The organism is Marinobacter daepoensis DSM 16072, from assembly GCF_000421165.1.
In the GTDB taxonomy this organism is placed as follows: domain Bacteria; phylum Pseudomonadota; class Gammaproteobacteria; order Pseudomonadales; family Oleiphilaceae; genus Marinobacter; species Marinobacter daepoensis.
The window spans coordinates 643,068-660,185 of sequence record NZ_ATWI01000009.1 but is presented as its reverse complement, the minus strand read 5'-3'; the positions used below and the strand labels follow the sequence as shown (position 1 = coordinate 660,185).

General features: G+C 56.1%; 17 protein-coding genes. 5 read left to right on the top strand and 12 right to left on the bottom strand.

All coding sequences use genetic code 11. The annotated features are described in order from the left end of the window. Window position 1 precedes the first annotated feature (1 nt). Window positions 2–1,216: a pyridoxal phosphate-dependent aminotransferase gene (locus K325_RS0108560; protein WP_029653854.1), complete on the bottom strand. Its 1,215-nt coding sequence runs from the start codon at window positions 1,214–1,216 to the stop codon at window positions 2–4. Between the two features lie 243 nt (window positions 1,217–1,459). On the opposite strand from K325_RS0108560, the gene K325_RS0108555 reads away from it, so the two are divergent. Continuing rightward, complete coding sequence (locus K325_RS0108555; protein ID WP_029653853.1) at window positions 1,460–1,945, top strand: glutathione peroxidase; 486 nt, start codon at window positions 1,460–1,462, stop codon at window positions 1,943–1,945. Between the two features lie 2 nt (window positions 1,946–1,947). Beyond that, window positions 1,948–2,415, top strand: a complete 468-nt coding sequence (locus tag K325_RS0108550; protein WP_029653852.1) for a MarR family winged helix-turn-helix transcriptional regulator — start codon at window positions 1,948–1,950, stop codon at window positions 2,413–2,415. Here the strand turns inward: K325_RS0108550 and K325_RS0108545 are convergent. Together K325_RS0108545 and K325_RS0108540 are read right to left on the bottom strand one after the other, a co-directional pair. Then, window positions 2,366–4,714 (bottom strand): hybrid sensor histidine kinase/response regulator, encoded by a 2,349-nt coding sequence (locus K325_RS0108545; RefSeq protein ID WP_029653851.1) that lies wholly within the window; start codon window positions 4,712–4,714, stop codon window positions 2,366–2,368. The two genes, K325_RS0108550 and K325_RS0108545, sit on opposite strands and share 50 nt — an antisense overlap. 46 nt (window positions 4,715–4,760) lie before the next feature. Continuing rightward, entirely contained in the window at window positions 4,761–5,531 is a 771-nt protein-coding gene (locus K325_RS0108540) for a hypothetical protein (protein ID WP_029653850.1), read from the bottom strand. Window positions 5,532–5,755: 224 nt separating this feature from the next. Here K325_RS0108540 and K325_RS0108535 point away from each other — a divergent pair, with 224 nt between their 5' ends. After that, window positions 5,756–6,766 carry a LysR family transcriptional regulator gene (locus tag K325_RS0108535; RefSeq protein ID WP_029653849.1) on the top strand — a complete coding sequence of 337 codons (1,011 nt, stop codon included), beginning with the start codon at window positions 5,756–5,758 and terminating at the stop codon, window positions 6,764–6,766. On the opposite strand, the gene K325_RS0108530 is transcribed toward K325_RS0108535, so the two are convergent. From K325_RS0108530 to K325_RS18875, 8 genes are all read right to left on the bottom strand, one after another. Further along, a complete protein-coding gene (locus K325_RS0108530) occupies window positions 6,755–7,723 on the bottom strand; it encodes a GNAT family N-acetyltransferase (protein WP_029653848.1) in 969 nt (322 codons plus the stop codon). The genes K325_RS0108535 and K325_RS0108530 overlap by 12 nt on opposite strands. Window positions 7,724–7,726: 3 nt before the next feature. Further along, a complete protein-coding gene (locus K325_RS0108525; RefSeq protein ID WP_029653847.1) occupies window positions 7,727–8,878 on the bottom strand; it encodes a cupin domain-containing protein in 1,152 nt (383 codons plus the stop codon). Window positions 8,879–8,892: 14 nt separating this feature from the next. Further along, on the bottom strand, window positions 8,893–10,260 hold the full coding sequence (gene purB, locus K325_RS0108520) for an adenylosuccinate lyase (protein WP_029653846.1): 1,368 nt from the start codon (window positions 10,258–10,260) through the stop codon (window positions 8,893–8,895). A 79-nt stretch (window positions 10,261–10,339) separates the two neighbouring features. After that, window positions 10,340–10,960, bottom strand: coding sequence for a high frequency lysogenization protein HflD (hflD, locus tag K325_RS0108515; protein WP_029653845.1), 621 nt, complete (start codon window positions 10,958–10,960; stop codon window positions 10,340–10,342). Then, on the bottom strand, window positions 10,957–12,135 hold the full coding sequence (mnmA, locus tag K325_RS0108510; protein ID WP_029653844.1) for a tRNA 2-thiouridine(34) synthase MnmA: 1,179 nt from the start codon (window positions 12,133–12,135) through the stop codon (window positions 10,957–10,959). The genes hflD and mnmA overlap by 4 nt, the downstream gene beginning before the upstream one ends. A 49-nt stretch (window positions 12,136–12,184) precedes the next feature. Next, the gene (locus K325_RS0108505) at window positions 12,185–12,634 is read right to left on the bottom strand and encodes an NUDIX hydrolase (RefSeq protein ID WP_029653843.1); all 450 of its coding nucleotides are present in this window, start codon (window positions 12,632–12,634) and stop codon (window positions 12,185–12,187) included. Beyond that, on the bottom strand, window positions 12,631–13,239 hold the full coding sequence (locus K325_RS0108500; protein WP_029653842.1) for a pseudouridine synthase: 609 nt from the start codon (window positions 13,237–13,239) through the stop codon (window positions 12,631–12,633). The genes K325_RS0108505 and K325_RS0108500 overlap by 4 nt, the downstream gene beginning before the upstream one ends. Before the next feature lie 159 nt (window positions 13,240–13,398). Beyond that, a complete protein-coding gene (locus K325_RS18875; protein WP_029653841.1) occupies window positions 13,399–13,710 on the bottom strand; it encodes a cold shock domain-containing protein in 312 nt (103 codons plus the stop codon). A gap of 440 nt (window positions 13,711–14,150) precedes the next feature. Between K325_RS18875 and clpS the strand changes: the two genes are divergently transcribed. Both clpS and clpA read left to right on the top strand, forming a co-directional pair. Further along, window positions 14,151–14,510, top strand: coding sequence for an ATP-dependent Clp protease adapter ClpS (gene clpS, locus K325_RS0108490; RefSeq protein ID WP_029653839.1), 360 nt, complete (start codon window positions 14,151–14,153; stop codon window positions 14,508–14,510). An 18-nt stretch (window positions 14,511–14,528) separates the two neighbouring features. Then, window positions 14,529–16,799 (top strand): ATP-dependent Clp protease ATP-binding subunit ClpA, encoded by a 2,271-nt coding sequence (gene clpA, locus K325_RS0108485; RefSeq protein WP_029653837.1) that lies wholly within the window; start codon window positions 14,529–14,531, stop codon window positions 16,797–16,799. Between the two features lie 54 nt (window positions 16,800–16,853). On the opposite strand, the gene infA is transcribed toward clpA, so the two are convergent. Continuing rightward, window positions 16,854–17,072: a translation initiation factor IF-1 gene (infA, locus tag K325_RS0108480; RefSeq protein ID WP_004581958.1), complete on the bottom strand. Its 219-nt coding sequence runs from the start codon at window positions 17,070–17,072 to the stop codon at window positions 16,854–16,856. Between the last annotated feature and the right edge of the window lie 46 nt (window positions 17,073–17,118).

The following is a 17,118-nucleotide window of genomic DNA, read 5'->3' as shown; positions in this document are numbered from 1 at the left end:
CTCATTGGCGGTAGTGTTCAAGGAAATTGCCCAGGCGGCCCATAGCGTCGGCCAGTGTGTCTTCCCTCGGGAGGAAGACTACCCGGAGGTGTTGGTGGTCATCAATGTTGAATGCCGACCCCTGAACGAGCAAAATCTTTTCCTGAAGCAGCAGGTCCAGAACCAGTTTTTCGTCATTGACCACCGGGTATCGCTTGGGGTCCAGACGGGGGAACAGGTAGAGGGCACCTTTGGGCTTGACGCAACTGACTCCTGGGATGTCGTTCAGCATCCGCCAGGCGGTTTCACGTTGTTCGTACAGGCGTCCACCCGGGGCCACCAGATCGTTAATGGACTGATACCCCCCCAGTGATGTCTGGATGGCCAGCTGAGCAGGCACGTTGGCACACAGGCGCATGTTTGAGAGCATATCAATGCCTTCAATCAGGTCTTTGGCCAGGTGCTTGGCGCCACTGATGATCATCCAGCCAGAGCGGTAGCCCGCGGCACGATAGTTTTTGGACAGCCCGTTGTAGGTAAAGCACAGGACATCATCGGCCATTGAGGCAATGGAAGTGTGCTGAGTGCCGTCGTACAGAATCTTGTCGTAGATCTCATCCGACAAAATGATCAGGTTATGCTCCCGGGCCAGCTCAAGAATCTGCTGGAGCAGTTCCTCTGAATACACAGCCCCGGTGGGGTTGTTGGGGTTGATCAGAACAATGGCCCGGGTCCGGCGGGTGATCTTCTTGCGGATATCGTCAATGTCCGGGAACCAGTCCTGTTGCTCGTCGCACCGGTAATGCACGGGTTTGCCGCTGGATAAGGTAACCGCCGCGGTCCACAGCGGGTAGTCTGGCGCAGGAATGAGAACCTCGTCGCCGGTATTCAGCAGTGCCTGCATCGACATGACAATGAGTTCGCTGACGCCGTTACCCAGGTAGATGTCATCAATATCGACCTTGGCAATCCCGCGTTGCTGGCAATAGTGCATGACCGCTTTGCGCGCAGAAAACAGCCCCTTGGACTCGACGTAGCCCTGAGCCTGGTGCATGTTGTAGATAACGTCTTGCTGAATTTCTTCCGGGACGTTCAGCTCAAAGGTGGCCGGGTTGCCAATGTTGAGTTTCAATACCCGGTGACCTTCTTCTTCCAAACGACGCGCCTCACGCAGAACCACGCCACGGATTTCATAACACACATTGTCGAGTTTGGCGGATTTGAAATAGTTCTGCATGGATACTGGTGTCCTTCGCTAAGGTTCTGAACGAAAGCTCTATTCTAGCGGAGGGAGGCCTTCGGGCGACAGGGGCAATTGTGTTGAATTGTGGCGAAATCGGGATGGTTTACGAAGGCTCCTTCAAGTGATGTGTCACCTTTCTGGCCTTTACTGACCATTTCTTTCGTTGTTGTGCAAAATTAAATAGTACACAATCTATATTCTGTTAACGACCAGGCTTGACCAGAAGAGAGGTTCCGGATGTCCAAAGACACGGTTTACGATTTTTCGGCAAAAGATATCAAGGGCGGAGATGTCTCATTGGGGGACTATCGGGGCAAGGTGTTGTTGATTGTTAACACCGCTTCCAAATGTGGTTTTACCCCTCAGTTTGAAGGTCTCCAGAGTCTATATGATGAGTTGGGAGGGCGTGGTTTTGAAGTGCTCGGGTTTCCGTGTAACCAGTTTATGAATCAGGACCCGGGAACGGATGATGCTATCAGCCAGTTCTGCTCACTGAATTATGGGGTGAGTTTCCCGATGTTTGCCAAAATTGATGTCAACGGTGACGAGGTCCACCCGCTGTACCGTTTTCTCAAACGTGAGGCGCGTGGAGTGATGGGGTCGGAGAAGGTGAAATGGAATTTTACCAAGTTTCTGGTCAACCGGGATGGGCAGGTAGTTCGTCGATATGCGCCAACTGCAAAGCCGGCGGATATCAAGTCCGACATTGAGGCTTTGCTTTGAGTGTGGCGGCCAACGATCAGGTGCTGGCTTTGGATAACCAGGTCTGCTTTGCCCTGTATGCCGCTAACCGCGCAGTAACGGCAAGGTATCGGCCCTTACTCGATGAGTTGGGCCTGACCTATCCACAGTATCTTGTGATGCTGGTTCTGTGGGAGCAGGAGGGTGCTGGAACGAAACCTCGGGTGAGCGACCTGGGCGCCCGGCTGCGGTTGGATTCCGGAACCCTGACGCCCTTGCTGAAGCGGCTGGAACAGCGGCAGTTGCTGCAGAGGGTGCGGTCGGCTGAAGATGAGCGTGTGGTTCGAGTGGCTCTGACCGAAAGCGGTCGGGGATTGCGGGCAAGGGCGTCTGAAGTGCCCGGTCGTATGCTGTGTGGGCTGGAATTGGATGAAGGGCGTCTGATTGCGCTAAGGGAGGAGCTCAGGAGTCTGCTTCTGGCGCTGGAGGCAAAGGCGCCCATCGGGCAATAACCGCCCGCAATTCCTCCCGGTTATAGGGTTTTGTGATGTAATCGTTCATCCCGGATGCCAGGCAATCTTCGCGATCCCCCTGCATGACGTTGGCGGTGACCGCGATGACGGGCAGAGCTTGCCAGTCGGGATTCCGGCGAATGGCCCGTGTTGCCTCGTAGCCGTCCATGACCGGCATCTGGCAATCCATCAAAACGAGGTCGTACGTGGCTTTCTGAAGCGCTTCCAGCGCTTTCCGCCCATTCTCGGCATGCTCCACTCGGTGGCCCAGTTTTCTGAGCAGGCTGCTGGCAACCAGTTGATTCACTTGATTGTCTTCCACTAGCAGTATTTTGAGTGCCGGTACGTGGGCTGGCTGGTCTTCCCCGGAAAACCCAAGTTGGCCGGGCTGATCGCCTGTACCCAGTCCTGCGGCTGCATACAGGCAACGGAGCAAGTCATCTCGGCGGAGTGGGAGGGACAAAATGCAGTGTCTTGGGTGGTGGCTGCTAGCGCTACCACTCTGGTCTGCCAGAATCACACCTTTACCATGCCAATCGTTGGCAAACGCCAGGCTTTCCAGTGGTGTGCTGGAAGCGTCCAGTAGCAGAATTCCTTCCGGATATCGGCTGGCGCTGCGGACCGGGATGTGCCAATCGTGCAGCTGTGCTTCAATGGCGGGGCGATGGGGATGGTTCTGGGGCAATGCCATGGCGATACCGATCTCCCGGATGCGTGGCATCTGGTCGCCCCCTGTGTTTGCCTGGGCTTCCTGCTGAACCGGCAGGGGCAAGGTCACGGTAAAGTGGGTGCCCGTCCCCTCTTTGGAGTCCACCATAATCTGCCCATGCATACGTTCGACCAGTTGCCGGCACAAGGTCAGGCCCAGTCCTGTGCCGCCGTAGAGGCGCGTTGTGTCAGTGTCAGCTTGAGAGAAGGGAGAGAAAATACGATGCAGCCCCTCCCGGGACATCCCTATGCCGGTATCAATGACTTCCAGCCTGAGGCTCCCTCCTGAGCAACTGGTGCGGATGCGAACGGTGCCCTGGTCGGTGAACTTTATGGCGTTGCTCAGCAAGTTGTTCAGGATCTGGCGAGTCCTGGTTGGGTCGCCAAGGTAAAGTTCGGGCAAGTCTGGCGCCGTCTCGTTGACGAGGTCAATGCTTTTCCGGCGGGCTTGCTGAGCATGCAGGGTGGCGCATTCTTCAATGAGTTTGCGTACGCTGAAAGGGATGCTTTCAAGGCTGAGTTTGCCCGCTTCCACCTTGGAAATATCGAGAATGTCGTTGAGCAATCCGAGCAGGCTTTCGCCGGCGTTCAGGGCAATCTCCAGGCGGTTTCTCTGGCCAGCATCTTTTTCGTTCTCCAGAGCAAGCCCCAGCATACCCAGAACGCCGTTCAGAGGGGTGCGGATCTCATGGCTCATACTGGCGAGAAAGTTTGCCCGGGCTCTCGCCCGGCGCACGGCATCTTCTTTGGCCCGAACGAGGGCCCGGTTGCCGCGTTGGAGGGCATCGTTCTTCTCAGAGATCTCTCGAGTCCGGTCTTCGACCTCCTGTTCCAGTTGGCTGGAGTAGTTTTTCATGGCGCTCTCAGCGGTTCTCAGCTTCGCCACACTAACTTCCATGTTTTCCAGATGCTGATTAATGATGCCAACCATCGCTCCGATTTCATCGCGCCGGTGGTTCTCGGGGATCGGAAGCCGAATCTTTTCCGGTGAGCTGGCCCGGACCTGGCTCAGGGCGTTGATGACGTTCATCATCGGGCGAGTCAGGACAAAATAGAAAATGGCCAGCAGAACTCCGGACAGCACGAGGCTCTTCAGGAGACCAATGATCAGTGTGTTGGCTGCCCGGGTGAGGAACTGTAGGCCATAGTGATAGGTGTCGATCGTCACCACGAGCCTGCCCAGCGGCAGGTCAGCGAGCTGGGACACGTGGAGTTGCTGGTGAAAAATGCGGCTGGCACCGAAGAGCAGGTCGCTGAGCCAGCGATACCGGGAAACCGGGCTGCTCTGGCTGGCTGCCGCCATGGTCTGACCGTCGCTGTCGAAGATGCGGGCATCGATGGTGGCAGGGTGTTGCAACAGACCGTCCAGCAACTCTTCGGCAAGGCGGACGTCGATGTTATAGGCAATCTGAGAGGCAGGGCTTTGAGTGATTTCGATCAGAGCACGAACTTCCCGCTCCATGGCGTCTCTGGCAATGAAATAGTCCAGAGTTATCTGTATCAGGTTCAGAGCGAGCCCGAGCACCATGGCCACGAGAACGGTATCCCGGGTAAGGCGATAGGAAAGTCGTTGCCTGACTCTGTTAAACACGTAAACTGGTCATCCTTGAGATCATAAGGGTTCCGGGCGCAGGCATTCAGTCGTCATAGTCCGCTTTCTTTTTCCAGGCGTCATCGTCCTGAAGGAAGTTATCCCACGCCTTATCCAGTCTGGTGTGGTTTTCCGCGTTCATAGAGCCCTCTGCGCTCATTTCCTCGAGCTCTTTTATGCGAATCCGAAAGCTCTTTACGGCTTTTTTGGCCAGAGGATTGTCGCTGGATTTACCCATTTCCGTGCTGGCCAGATGATAAGCGTGAATGGCCTTGCGAATCTGCTTCTGGCGGATGAAGTCCCGGGCCTGGAAAACGTGCAGGTCTGCGTGAGTCTTGTGGACAAGGAACAGGACGTACTTCAGGTTTTTCCTGGCGTTGGCCGCATCCAGGCGCCCGGCCTTGTGCATGGCTTCAATCAGTTTGAAAAGTGACTGTAGCAGCTCTTTGATCTGATTCGCTTTTTCAGGAGAATCGATCTTGGCCGGAGGTCTCCTGTCATTACCTTCAAGAACCTCCTTCCTGGCCTGTTGAGTGTTTTCAAGCCACTGACCGACAGGTTGCTCGCTTTTCAGGGCGGAGAGCTCTTTGCAGGCGTCTTCCATCCGTTTGAGTAGCAGCAATTTCAGGTCAGACGTGAGGTACTGCGCGGGGATGTCCGTGAGCAGCCGACGGGCTTTGTGGTAGGCATCTTCCTGAGCCGTCATCTTGCGAACCCGCTCGATCCGTGCTTTCTCGCGCATCTGGCTGAAAACAATGATAGCCAGTGAGACAGCGACGATCGCGGCGAGCAGCAGCACAATGGTTGTGGTATCCATGGCGTGAGGTGGGCTCCGGGTTGAGTTGACGTCTGGCCCGAGGGCTGATGTTACAGTTTTTGATGGTATTTGGTAACGCCCTGAAAGCCTAGCAGAAATATGCCCAACCGTCCGTATCTGGTTGTAATCTCCGGCACCCTCCATTCATTTCATGAATTTGGTTTTTCAGGTATATTGAACCGGTGAATACTTCGCCCGGACGTTGTCTTGAGGTTTGATGATCCATGGATCTATCCCGTGTTGACCTGAATCTGCTGGTTTATCTTGATGTGCTGTTGCGTGAGCGCAATGTCACCAAGGCGGCGAACCATCTTGGAATCACGCAACCCGCCATGAGTAATGGCCTGCGGCGCCTGCGGGACCTGTTTGGCGACCCTCTGTTGGTGCGGACAAGTGAAGGCATGACCGCCACTGAACGGGCCAGAGAACTGCAGCCTCTGGTTCGGGGCATTCTTTCGGACATCGAGCAGGCGGTGCAGGAAAAGACACCGTTTGCTGCCGGGGAGAGTCAGCGAGTGTTCCGGATCATGGCCAGTGATTACGCCGAGTCGTGTCTTATGCCGCGAGTTCTCCGGCGTATTCGTCAGGAGGCACCTCATGTCACGTTGGACGTGCTGACCCCCAGCGATGTCAGTTTTCTGGACGTTGAACAGGGGAGGCTGGATATGGCGATTAACCGTTTTGACAAGATTCCCCAGTCGTTTCATCAGAAAACCCTCTGGACAGAGCATTTCGCTTGCCTGATGAATGGCCGAAACCCGATTCTGAAGGAGCCGTTTACGCTGGATACCTACCTGGATGCCAGCCATATCTGGGTCAGTAAAACCGGTTTTGGTGTGGGGGTGGGGGTTAACCCCAAAGACGTTCAACGCCTGGGCTGGGTCGACGAGGCGTTGGGCAGAATGGGGCGTAAGCGCCAGATTTCCGTATTCACCCGCCACTATCAGGTCGCCATGCTGTTGGCGGAGCAGCATGATTTGATTGCCACTTTGCCGTCACGGGCGGCCTGGCTGCAAAAGGACAACTCCAATCTCGTTGTGAAGGTGCCGCCTTTCGAAATTCCACCGTTTGAGCTTAAAATGGCCTGGAGCCCACTGCTTCAGCATAACTCAGATCATCAGTGGTTGAGAAAGCTGATTGTGGAAGTGGCCGAAGAGGTTGATGTTGAGTTTGCGCCGTTCGGGGCAAGCTTTGAATCGCCACAAACGGCGCCAGCGTCTCACTCAGAGCGGTAGTTCCCGCAGCTCCAGCGAGGGGCGGGCTGCATCCCACATTTTCTGGAAGCTCTCTTCCATCAGTCGGGCCCGGTGGGCAGCCGAGAAGTCGGCGAAACCTTCAGTCTTGTCAAAGCTGTGCCGGCTGAGAACGCCCTGTCTGTCGATCAGAAGGAATGGCCTGTTCTCAGTCGGGTAGTCCTCGTTCACCAGCCGCAGTTCTATCCTGCTGGTAAGCCGGCGCATCAGCTCGACGAGTTGATGTTTTCTCCGGACCAGAGGTTTGTCATCGTGAATCAACAGGCGAACTTCACTTAACCGGTGCCGTCTGGCCAGAGCGGAGATCAGCTCCCGCAGTCTGTGGCGGTCGTAGAATTCATGGTCAAGCACGCGATCGTAAAGCCACAGGCGCTGCCCCGCCTGGCCGACCAGAGAATCCATCAGATCCAGAAAGGACGACGGCTGGTCGAACAACCAGGATTCTTTATCTGCACCCAGGACCAGCGGAGTCTTATGCCCGGAAGCCACTTGATGAGCCAGCCCCGGTGCGAGACAGCGCATATCCAGGTGAGGAATTCCGGCATCGTCGTAAGGTGTTGGTGAGCAAATGTGGAAGCCGCATCGTTGGTAGAAGCCGGTCGCATGCTCCTGAGCCGAGAGCCGGAGCTCCTGATAGCGGCCGGCTGACTCCGCCATAAGATGTCGGAGCAGGGCTTCGCCTACGCCTGTTCCTCTGGCCTCTGGCAGTACCGCCATGCGGCCTATGTAACCGGTTTCTTCCAGGGCTGAAAACAGCCGGGCCGTGGCGACCGGATGGTTGTTTTCATTCACGGCCAGGTAGTGGTCCGCAATCTCATCGGTGTCGTCCCATTCGAGCTCGGGAGGCACCTGTTGTTCCTCAATGAACACTCTCTGACGAATGTCGCGAACCGAGCCGGGGGCGAGCTGCCAGCTGTATTTTCGGAATCTCAGCGCCATGGTTTACTCGAAATAGATCGAGCCCTGGTTGTAAAGGTTGGTCAGCAGGCCCAGCAGGGCCTCATCATCTGAAAATTCCGCCAGGGCCGTCATGTCGAGGCGAGACGCTGCGCAGAGCAGCGGGGCCAGAGGGCGGGCGTCACCTTTCAAAAGGTACTGTTCACCGTCCACAAAAAGGGCGGTTTCGTCGTTCAGGTCATGGTAGGCGAAACGGGAGCCTTCGTTCCAGCGCAGTTGCTCGCCGCAGCGGATGGCTTCGGCAAGGTCATCGGGCTCGGCGGGTTCGTCAGCCGGCACCACGATGTCCATGCTCTTAGGAGCGGTGGCAAATTGCCCGAACCACAATGCCAGATTGCGTCGATCACCGAGTTGTTCCCGAATCACGGTGTCGAGACGGTCTATCACGTCCGGCCCGATGGTGCCCGGGTTTTCCTGAACCTGAAGGTCCGGGTCGTCCAGGTGGTGTGCGGCGCTGTCTGTCTGGCTCAGGTAGTCGGTGAAACTGGTCAGCACATCGTCGAGGGTGGGCGCGCGAAAACCAATTGACAGCGTGATGCAGTCGTCTTCCGCGACACCGTAATGGCCAACACCAGGTGGCAGGTACAGCATGTCGCCCGGGGCCAGGGTCACGGTTTCCTCGCCATCCCAACTGCTCAGAATCCGCAGGGGAGTGCCTTGTACTCTGGGTGAGGTGTGATCGCAGTGCCCGCCAAAGGTCCAGCGGCGATGCCCCTGAGCCTGCAACAGGAAGACATCGTACATATCGTAATGGGGGCCAACGCTGCCGCCCTTCGGGGCGTAGCTGGCCATGATGTCATCCAGGCGCCAGTTGGGAATGAAACGAAAGTGGTCCAGCAGGTCGGCGATGTCGGGTACCCAATGATCCAGCCCCTGCACCAGCAGGGTCCAGTCCTCGGCTGGAAGCTGACTGAAGCGCTCCGGCGTGAACGGACCATTGTGGAGTTGCCAGGGTTTGCCCGAGTCATTCTCAATGACGATACGGGATTCGACGGCTTCTTCACAGGCCAGGCCTGCCAGCTCATCCGGGCTGACCGGGCATTCGAAACCAGGGAAGGCCTGGCGGATAACCAGAGGCTTTTTCTGCCAGTAATCACGCAGAAATTCGTGGGCTGTTATCCCGCCAAGCATGTCCATGGTGTTGCTCCTGCCTAGATGTTGTTGGCCTGGTCGATGGCGTTGCCAATGTAGTTGCCCGGCGTCAGGGCACGCAGTTCGACTTTGGCCTGCTCCGGAATCTCCAGCGTCTCAACGAAATTCTTGATGACTTCCGGAGTCATGGCCTTGCCGCGGGTCAAATCCTTGAGTTTTTCGTAAGGCTTTTCGATGTTGTAGCGACGCATGACGGTCTGAATTGGTTCTGCCAGCACTTCCCAGGCATGGTTCAGGTCTTCATCCAGGAGAGCTGGGTTGATTTCCAGCTTGCCCAGGCCCTTCAGCGTTGCTTCATAAGCGATCAGGCTGTGAGCAAAACCGACGCCAAGGTTGCGAAGCACGGTGGAGTCAGTCAGGTCGCGTTGCCAGCGTGAAATGGGCAGCTTCGCTGACAGGTGGCCGAAGATGGCGTTGGCGATGCCCAGGTTGCCTTCGGAGTTCTCGAAGTCAATGGGGTTGACCTTATGGGGCATGGTGGATGAGCCGACTTCGCCCGCCACGGTCTTCTGTTTAAAATAGCCCAGAGAAATGTAGCCCCAGATATCCCGGTCCAGATCAATCAGGATGGTGTTGAAGCGGGCAATGGCATCGTACAGCTCCGCAATGTAGTCGTGGGGTTCGATCTGAGTGGTGTACGGGTTCCAGTCCAGCCCCAGGCTTTCAATGAACTCCTTGGCGTTGGCGGCCCAGTCTACTTGCGGATAGGCAGACAGATGCGCGTTGTAGTTGCCCACGGCGCCGTTAATTTTGCCCAGTAGCTCAACCGATTTGATCTGATTGAGCTGCCGGCGGAGTCGATAAACCACGTTGGCCAGCTCTTTGCCGACGGTGGTGGGAGAGGCCGTTTGCCCGTGGGTGCGAGACAGCATTGGCTGTTCTGCGTGTTCTTTGGCCAGCACCGCCAGTTTTTCGATAACCTTCTCCATGCCAGGCAGCAGGCCATGATCCAAGCCTTCTCGCAGCATCAGGGCGTGGGACAGGTTGTTGATGTCCTCGGAGGTGCAGGCAAAATGCACGAACTCGGTGACGGCGTGCAGCTCAGGCACGTCGGCGATTTTCTCTTTGATCAGGTACTCAACCGCTTTCACATCGTGGTTGGTGGTGCGCTCAATTTCTTTAATGCGTTCCGCATCGGCCAGGCTGAACTCGCTCACCATTTTGTCGAGGAAAGCGTTGGCGTCGGCAGAAAATGCCGGCACCTCGGTGATGGCGGGGTGAGCCGCCAGTTTCTGGAGCCAGCGGATTTCGACAGTTACCCGGTTACGGATCAGGCCGTATTCACTGAAAATGCTGCGAAATACGCTGACTTTGCTGCCGTAGCGGCCATCGACCGGAGAAATGGCGGTCAGGGCGGTGAGTTCCATCGAAAACCTCTCAGTTCATCAAAGAAAAAACGGTTCAGAAAACTAAAGATGTTAATGATACACCAGCGGGCGCGCTGAATCAGCGCAGCAGCGCCCGGGCATGGGTGATCACCTTCTTGCGGGCAAAGATCAGTTGCCAGCGATGGCCTCCGCTTTGCCGCCAGAGTACAGCAGAGCGAATACCGGCAAGAAGCAGGGCGCGGACCTTATCTGCATTCTCATTGCGCTGGAGTATCTGTGGGTTACCGGTCACCTGGATTCGTAACCGGAATGTGCTGAGGGTGTCGCCATAGATGGAGGCTAGATTGGCCATCAGGTTGCTGTGGCTGTATCCGAAGTGGCTGGCCGTGTGCCGGGCCTGCTCAATCCGGCTGCCGATCACCTTCAGCATCTCAGGGTTCTTCTTGAGTTTGGATTCCAGGTGAATCAGGTTCAGTACATAGCGCAGGATTTCAGCATCCTGAGCGCGACTTTGTTGTGCCAGCACGGTGGAAAGCACCTTCAGCCCGTCGTGAACGTCAGACAGTTCTCCACCGTAGACGTCAAGGGTGGTGGCCGGGTTGGTTGCAAACAGTGAGCGGATACAGGTCTCGAGACTGCGTTCCTCGCAGGTTCCCTGATGGGCTATCTGTTGCACCAGTGCGGCGGCCTGGCAAAGCCCGGCGAGTGCCAGAGTCCGGCCATGGAGTGATCGGCTCATGCGTCTGGCTCCGCGGTGGACAGGTTGTTCAGTCTGGCTGGCAGGGGGGCATCATCTCGCCAGGTCTCTTCAATAACGCCGCCGCCCAGGCAAACGTCTTCCTGATAGAACACGACGGATTGTCCCGGGGTGACGGCGCGCTGGGCGTCGTCAAAGACCACTTTGACACCGCCGTCGATCACCGTGACTTCACAGTCCTGGTCCGGTTGGCGATAACGGGTTTTTGCCTTGCATCTGAAACTAAGGGCCGGTGGCTCGCTGGCAACCCAGTCAATCGGGCCGGAAACCAGGCCGCGGGAAAACAGGAGCGGATGGTGTTTGCCCTGAACGGCGATCAGTACATTCCGGTTCAGGTCTTTCTCGGCGACATACCAGGGGTCATCACCGAACTCTGCCAGGCCTCCGATGCCTAAGCCCTGGCGTTGGCCAATGGTGTGGTACATCAATCCCTGGTGTTTGCCGATCACCTTGCCGTCCGGTGTTTCGATATTCCCGGGCTGAGCAGGCAGGTACTGTTTCAGGAAGTCGGTGAACTTGCGTTCCCCGATGAAACAGATGCCAGTGGAGTCCTTTTTGTCGTGAGTCACAAAGCCCTGGGCTTCGGCGATGCGCCGGACTTCGGGTTTTTCCAGCTCGCCCACCGGAAAGAGGGTCCGGGCAATCCGATCCCCTGACACCGCGTGGAGGAAGTAGCTTTGGTCCTTGTTCGGGTCGAGTCCCTTGAGCAGCCTGGCTTTGCCGTTGCCATTTTCGACGGGGCGCTGGCGGGCATAATGCCCAGTGGCAATGTAGTCGGCGCCCAGAGTAATGGCGTAGTCGAGAAAAGCCCGGAACTTAACTTCTTTATTACAGAGGATGTCCGGGTTCGGTGTTCGGCCTGCACTGTATTCTGAAAGAAAGTGCTCGAATACCCGGTCCCAGTACTCTGCGGCAAAGCTGGCGGTGTGCAGTCTGATGCCGATGGCGTCGGCCACGGCCTGAGCGTCGGCCAGGTCGGTCATTGCCGTGCAGTATTCTGTACCGTCGTCTTCGTCCCAGTTCTTCATGAACAGGCCTTCGACCTGATAGCCCTGGTCTTTCAGAAGCCAGGCTGCAACGGAGGAGTCCACGCCGCCGGACATGCCGACGATCACACGAGTATTCTTGGGCGCTTTGGATTCAGGATTCAGGGTCATTTCTTCTGCGAAACCGGTTAAAACGGCGAATTTTACCATTATCCGATGGTCACGTCTGTCCGTCGACAACGACATCAAGCGGGAATTTGCGTCCGTTTCGGTAATCCTCGATGCATTTGAGCACCATCGGGCTTCGGAGTTGTGAGCCCAGCTCTTTTATTTCGTCCGGAGTTAGCCAGTGGGGGGCGATAATGCCGGTGTCGAGATCATCAGTGACATGCCGGACTGCTTTTGCTGCGTAGCAGAAACGGTGGTAGGTCACGCCATTGGATGGCGCTTTGTAGGTGTAGACGCCAAGAAAGTAGGAAGGCTCTACCTGCCAGCCGGTTTCTTCCAGAGTTTCCCGGCGTACGGCATCCAGGATGGCTTCATTTTCTTCAATATGCCCTGCTGGCTGGTTAAAAACGACCTTGCCGCCGCTGACTTCTTCGACCAGCAAAAAGCGGCCCTCCTGGTCTTCGACGACCACGGCAACGGTGGCGTGGGGTTTCCAGGTCATGTTCGACGGTGCCTCCTTCTGGTTTTAGGGGGAGTTCTGGCCGGGGTGTCCGGCACATTGATGGTGACAGCCCGGGATTCTCCTGGCTGGAGGTTGCCCAGAGACCACTCGCCAATCTGCGTGCGAATAAGCCTAAGTGTCGGATAGCCAACTGCAGCTGTCATACGCCGAACCTGTCTGTTTTTGCCTTCGCTTATCGTCAGTGCCAGCCAGCTGGTTGGTACGGACTGACGAAACCGGACGGGGGGATTGCGGGGCCAGATTTCCGGTGCCGGGATGGGTATGGCTTTGGCCGGGCGGGTCAGTCCGTCTTTTAGTTGTACGCCCTGGCGCAGCTGCCGGAGGGCTTCGTCCGATACCTCGCCTTCAACCTGAACCCAGTAGGTTTTGGGCATTTTGTTGGCAGGAGAAGCTATCCTGTGCTGCAACCCCCCGTGGTCGGTGAGCAGAAGAAGCCCTTCGGAATCGTAGTCGAGTCGGCCTGCCGGATAGACCCCAGGCCGGGTGATCCAGTCGGCCAGGGTGCTGCGGGGATTGGTTGAGCGCTCGTCAGTAAACTGGCTCAGCACATGAAACGGCTTGTTGAGAAGAATCAGCGTTGCCATGGTTTGTGTCCTGTGCCCGATATGCTCGAAAGCGCCAAGACTACTGCAATCACTGATTATAAAAAAGCATAAGCGCTTAATGGCCGTTCATGCCGGCAGCAGGGGCCATGCTTATCCTGCGATCACCGACAGGCTGGCATAACCAGCCTGTCGGTAAGGTCAGCCGTTAGCCGCTCTCGGGGCGTAGTTTTCATTGCTGTCTTCTGAATGCGTCGCCTGGTCGGTGGCGCCAGAAGCAGCATCTCCCCCGGAAGCCCTTTCGGGTGTCTCGTCCGGGATGATGTTGACGGCATGAACCCCTTTGTCGCTGGGCTTTTTGTCGAAGGTGACTGTCTGTCCAGCCTTCAGCGTTTTGTAGCCATCGATCTGGACCGAGGAAAAATGGGCAAACAGATCGTCGCTGCAGCCATCTTCAATAATGAAGCCGTATCCCTTGGCATTGTTGAACCATTTGACTTTGCCTCTTGGCATGATGAACTCCCCTGTTCCTTTGCTGTCACGTTGGGGGTGCTGACCTTTCTTCATGTCTGACAGTGCCCTGGCGTGGCTGGGACTGTTGACAGGAGAGGGGCAGGCCTCCCTTATTATTGGTTTTATGTGTTGTTACCCGGCGTGCTGTTCTGGCTGTCCGGGACTGTTGCGAACCCTGTGTAACTGCCAGCATGTGCGGCCATTCTGGTTACATGTTGATGCGCAAGTTTACAAGTTTTAACAATACACGCTAACTTTCGGCCAAACGGGCGCTTGAGTCAAGTGCCGGGTGAGGCTGAAGTAGGTGGTTCTTGGCGGTCTGGAAGCGGTATCATGCTCGTATTGATAAACAACGCACGCTTGCGGACGGCAGTGTCTTGAAAACGTGTCGTCACGCATCCACATTTAGGCTAGAAACCGAATAACCGGTACAGGGAACCATGCGGACAATTGAGAATTCTCTACTAATATTCAATCAGGGAGAGGATGAACAGCCAGGACGCCATGAGGGGGTCAGTGTTGCGCCTGAAAAGCCTGCCCTCAAGCGCCCGGCACGTTATCGGGTTGTACTCCTTAACGACGATTACACCCCCATGGATTTTGTGGTGGATGTATTGATGAAGTTCTTCGGCATGAACGAAGAAAAGGCGACGCAGGTGATGCTGCTCGTCCATACGCAGGGAAAGGCAGTATGCGGGGTTTACACCCGAGACATCGCGGAAACAAAGGCAGCACAGGTGAACCAGTATTCCTCGGAATGCGAACATCCGCTCCTTTGCGAGATTGAACGTGCGGACTGACAGACGTTGGGGTGGCCCATGCTGAGTAAAGATCTGGAAATTACGCTGAATACGGCCTTCAAGAATGCCCGGGACAAGCGTCATGAATTCATGACGGTGGAGCATCTTCTGTTGGCTCTTCTCGACAACGAATCGGCAGTGGGAGTCCTGAAAGCCTGTGGTGCAGACCTCAAGCGCCTTGAGGATGAGTTGGTAGAGTTTGTTGACTCAACGACCCCTCTGATCCCGAGTTCCGACAGTGAGCGTGAAACGCAGCCGACGTTGGGGTTCCAGCGGGTGTTGCAGCGAGCTGTCTTTCATGTCCAGTCTTCTGGCAAGAAAGAGGTTACCGGCGCCAACGTGCTGGTGGCTATCTTCAGTGAGCAGGAGAGCCAGGCGGTTTATGTTCTGAAAAAACAGAATATTGCGCGTATCGATGTCGTCAATTATGTGTCTCACGGGATCTCCCGGGTACAGGGCGCAGAAGATCAGGATGGCGTTGATCACGCGGCTCATGAGGAAGCTGCGGAGGAAGGTGGGCAATCGCGCCCACTGGAGAGCTATGCCACCAACCTGAATGAGCAGGCGCGTCAGGGGCGCATTGACCCGCTGATCGGGCGGGAGCATGAAGTTGAGCGGGTGGTCCAGATTCTGGTGCGCCGCCGCAAGAACAACCCGTTGCTCGTCGGTGAGGCGGGTGTTGGCAAGACTGCCATCGCTGAGGGGCTGGCCAAGCGGATTGTGGATGGTCAGGTGCCGGAGATTATCTCCGATGCCGTGGTTTACTCACTGGACATGGGGGCGTTGCTCGCCGGTACCAAGTATCGTGGGGATTTCGAAAAGCGTCTCAAGGGGCTCCTGAGTGAGTTGAAAAAACAGAATCACGCCATTCTGTTTATCGATGAGATTCACACCATCATTGGTGCCGGTTCTGCTTCGGGCGGAGTGATGGATGCGTCCAATCTGCTGAAGCCGATGCTCAGCTCAGGCGAGCTGCGTTGCATTGGCTCAACAACCTTCCAGGAATTCCGCGGCATCTTTGAAAAAGACAGCGCTCTGGCACGTCGGTTTCAGAAGATCGACGTGAATGAGCCCAGTGTTGAGGATACTTATCAGATTCTCAAAGGGCTCAAGCCGAACTTTGAAAAACACCACGACCTCAAGTACACCGATAAGGCTTTGCGGGTGGCTGCGGAGCTGGCGGATCGGTACATCACTGACCGTCATTTGCCGGACAAGGCGATTGATGTCATTGACGAGGCCGGTGCCCGGCAGCGTTTGCAGCCGGAAGACAAGCGCAAGAAGACGATAGATGTGACCGACATTGAGGATGTTGTGGCCAACATTGCCCGCATTCCGCCGAAGAATGTCTCCACCAGTGATAAAGACCTGTTGCGTAACCTTGAGCGGGATCTGAAGATGGTGGTCTTTGGTCAGGATCCTGCCATTGAGTCCCTGGCAACCGCGATCAAACTGGCTCGTGCCGGCTTGAAAGCGCCCGAGAAGCCAGAGGGTGCTTTCCTGTTTGCCGGGCCCACAGGGGTCGGCAAGACGGAAGTGACCAAGCAATTGGCCAAGGTGCTGGGGATTGAACTGGTCCGTTTCGACATGTCTGAGTACATGGAGCGTCATACCGTATCACGGTTAATTGGCGCGCCTCCGGGGTACGTGGGCTATGATCAGGGGGGATTGCTGACAGAGGCTGTCAACAAGCATCCGCACTGCGTGTTGCTGCTGGACGAAATTGAAAAGGCCCATCCTGAAGTCTTTAACCTTCTGTTGCAGGTGATGGATCACGGCACCCTGACGGATAACAATGGCCGTAAGGCGGATTTCCGGCATGTCATTCTGGTGATGACCACGAACGCCGGTGCTGAGAACATGGCTCGCAGGTCGATTGGCTTTAGCGAGCAGGATCACAGCACGGACGGAATGGAAGTGATCACCAAGACGTTCACGCCGGAATTCCGAAACCGTCTGGATGGGATTATCCAGTTTGCGGACCTTCAGAAGAGCACCATCACCCATGTGGTCGACAAGTTCCTTACTGAGTTGCAGGCGCAGCTGGATGAGAAGCGGGTTGTTCTGCATGTGGATGACGCTGCTAAACTCTGGCTTGCAGAGAAGGGGTATGACGTCACGATGGGGGCTCGCCCGATGGCACGTCTGATTCAGGATAAGATCAAGCGGCCTCTGGCAGAGCAGATTCTGTTCGGGCGTTTGTCAGATCACGGCGGTGATGTGTTCATTCATCTTGAAAATGATGACCTGACGTTTGAATATGAGGATGAGCCAGCCGAAGCGCTCTGAAAGATAAAAAGCCCCGCATAAGCGGGGCTTTTCAGATGTCGGTTCGGGCTTTTATTAACGAGCGCGATAAACGATGCGGCCCTTGCTGAGGTCGTAGGGAGTCAGCTCAACCTTAACCTTGTCGCCAGTCAGAATGCGGATGTAGTTCTTACGCATTTTTCCGGAGATGTGTGCAGTCACAACGTGGCCGTTGGCCAACTCGACCCGGAACATGGTGTTTGGAAGGGTGTCGACAATAACACCTTCCATTTCAATGACATCTGATTTCGCCATTCAGTAGAAACCTCGTTGGAAATACGTTTCGGTGATTTTAAATGGC

Excerpts from the sequence above, each read along its gene's own strand:
- K325_RS0108560 (WP_029653854.1), bottom strand. The coding sequence starts at position 1,216 with ATGCAGAACTATTTCAAATCCGCCAAACTCGACAATGTGTGTTATGAA.
- K325_RS0108555 (WP_029653853.1), top strand. The coding sequence starts at position 1,460 with ATGTCCAAAGACACGGTTTACGATTTTTCGGCAAAAGATATCAAGGGC.
- K325_RS0108540 (WP_029653850.1), bottom strand. The coding sequence starts at position 5,531 with ATGGATACCACAACCATTGTGCTGCTGCTCGCCGCGATCGTCGCTGTC.
- K325_RS0108535 (WP_029653849.1), top strand. The coding sequence starts at position 5,756 with ATGGATCTATCCCGTGTTGACCTGAATCTGCTGGTTTATCTTGATGTG.
- K325_RS0108530 (WP_029653848.1), bottom strand. The coding sequence starts at position 7,723 with ATGGCGCTGAGATTCCGAAAATACAGCTGGCAGCTCGCCCCCGGCTCG.
- K325_RS0108525 (WP_029653847.1), bottom strand. The coding sequence starts at position 8,878 with ATGGACATGCTTGGCGGGATAACAGCCCACGAATTTCTGCGTGATTAC.
- purB (WP_029653846.1), bottom strand. The coding sequence starts at position 10,260 with ATGGAACTCACCGCCCTGACCGCCATTTCTCCGGTCGATGGCCGCTAC.
- hflD (WP_029653845.1), bottom strand. The coding sequence starts at position 10,960 with ATGAGCCGATCACTCCATGGCCGGACTCTGGCACTCGCCGGGCTTTGC.
- mnmA (WP_029653844.1), bottom strand. The coding sequence starts at position 12,135 with ATGACCCTGAATCCTGAATCCAAAGCGCCCAAGAATACTCGTGTGATC.
- K325_RS0108505 (WP_029653843.1), bottom strand. The coding sequence starts at position 12,634 with ATGACCTGGAAACCCCACGCCACCGTTGCCGTGGTCGTCGAAGACCAG.
- K325_RS0108500 (WP_029653842.1), bottom strand. The coding sequence starts at position 13,239 with ATGGCAACGCTGATTCTTCTCAACAAGCCGTTTCATGTGCTGAGCCAG.
- K325_RS18875 (WP_029653841.1), bottom strand. The coding sequence starts at position 13,710 with ATGCCAAGAGGCAAAGTCAAATGGTTCAACAATGCCAAGGGATACGGC.
- clpS (WP_029653839.1), top strand. The coding sequence starts at position 14,151 with ATGCGGACAATTGAGAATTCTCTACTAATATTCAATCAGGGAGAGGAT.
- clpA (WP_029653837.1), top strand. The coding sequence starts at position 14,529 with ATGCTGAGTAAAGATCTGGAAATTACGCTGAATACGGCCTTCAAGAAT.
- infA (WP_004581958.1), bottom strand. The coding sequence starts at position 17,072 with ATGGCGAAATCAGATGTCATTGAAATGGAAGGTGTTATTGTCGACACC.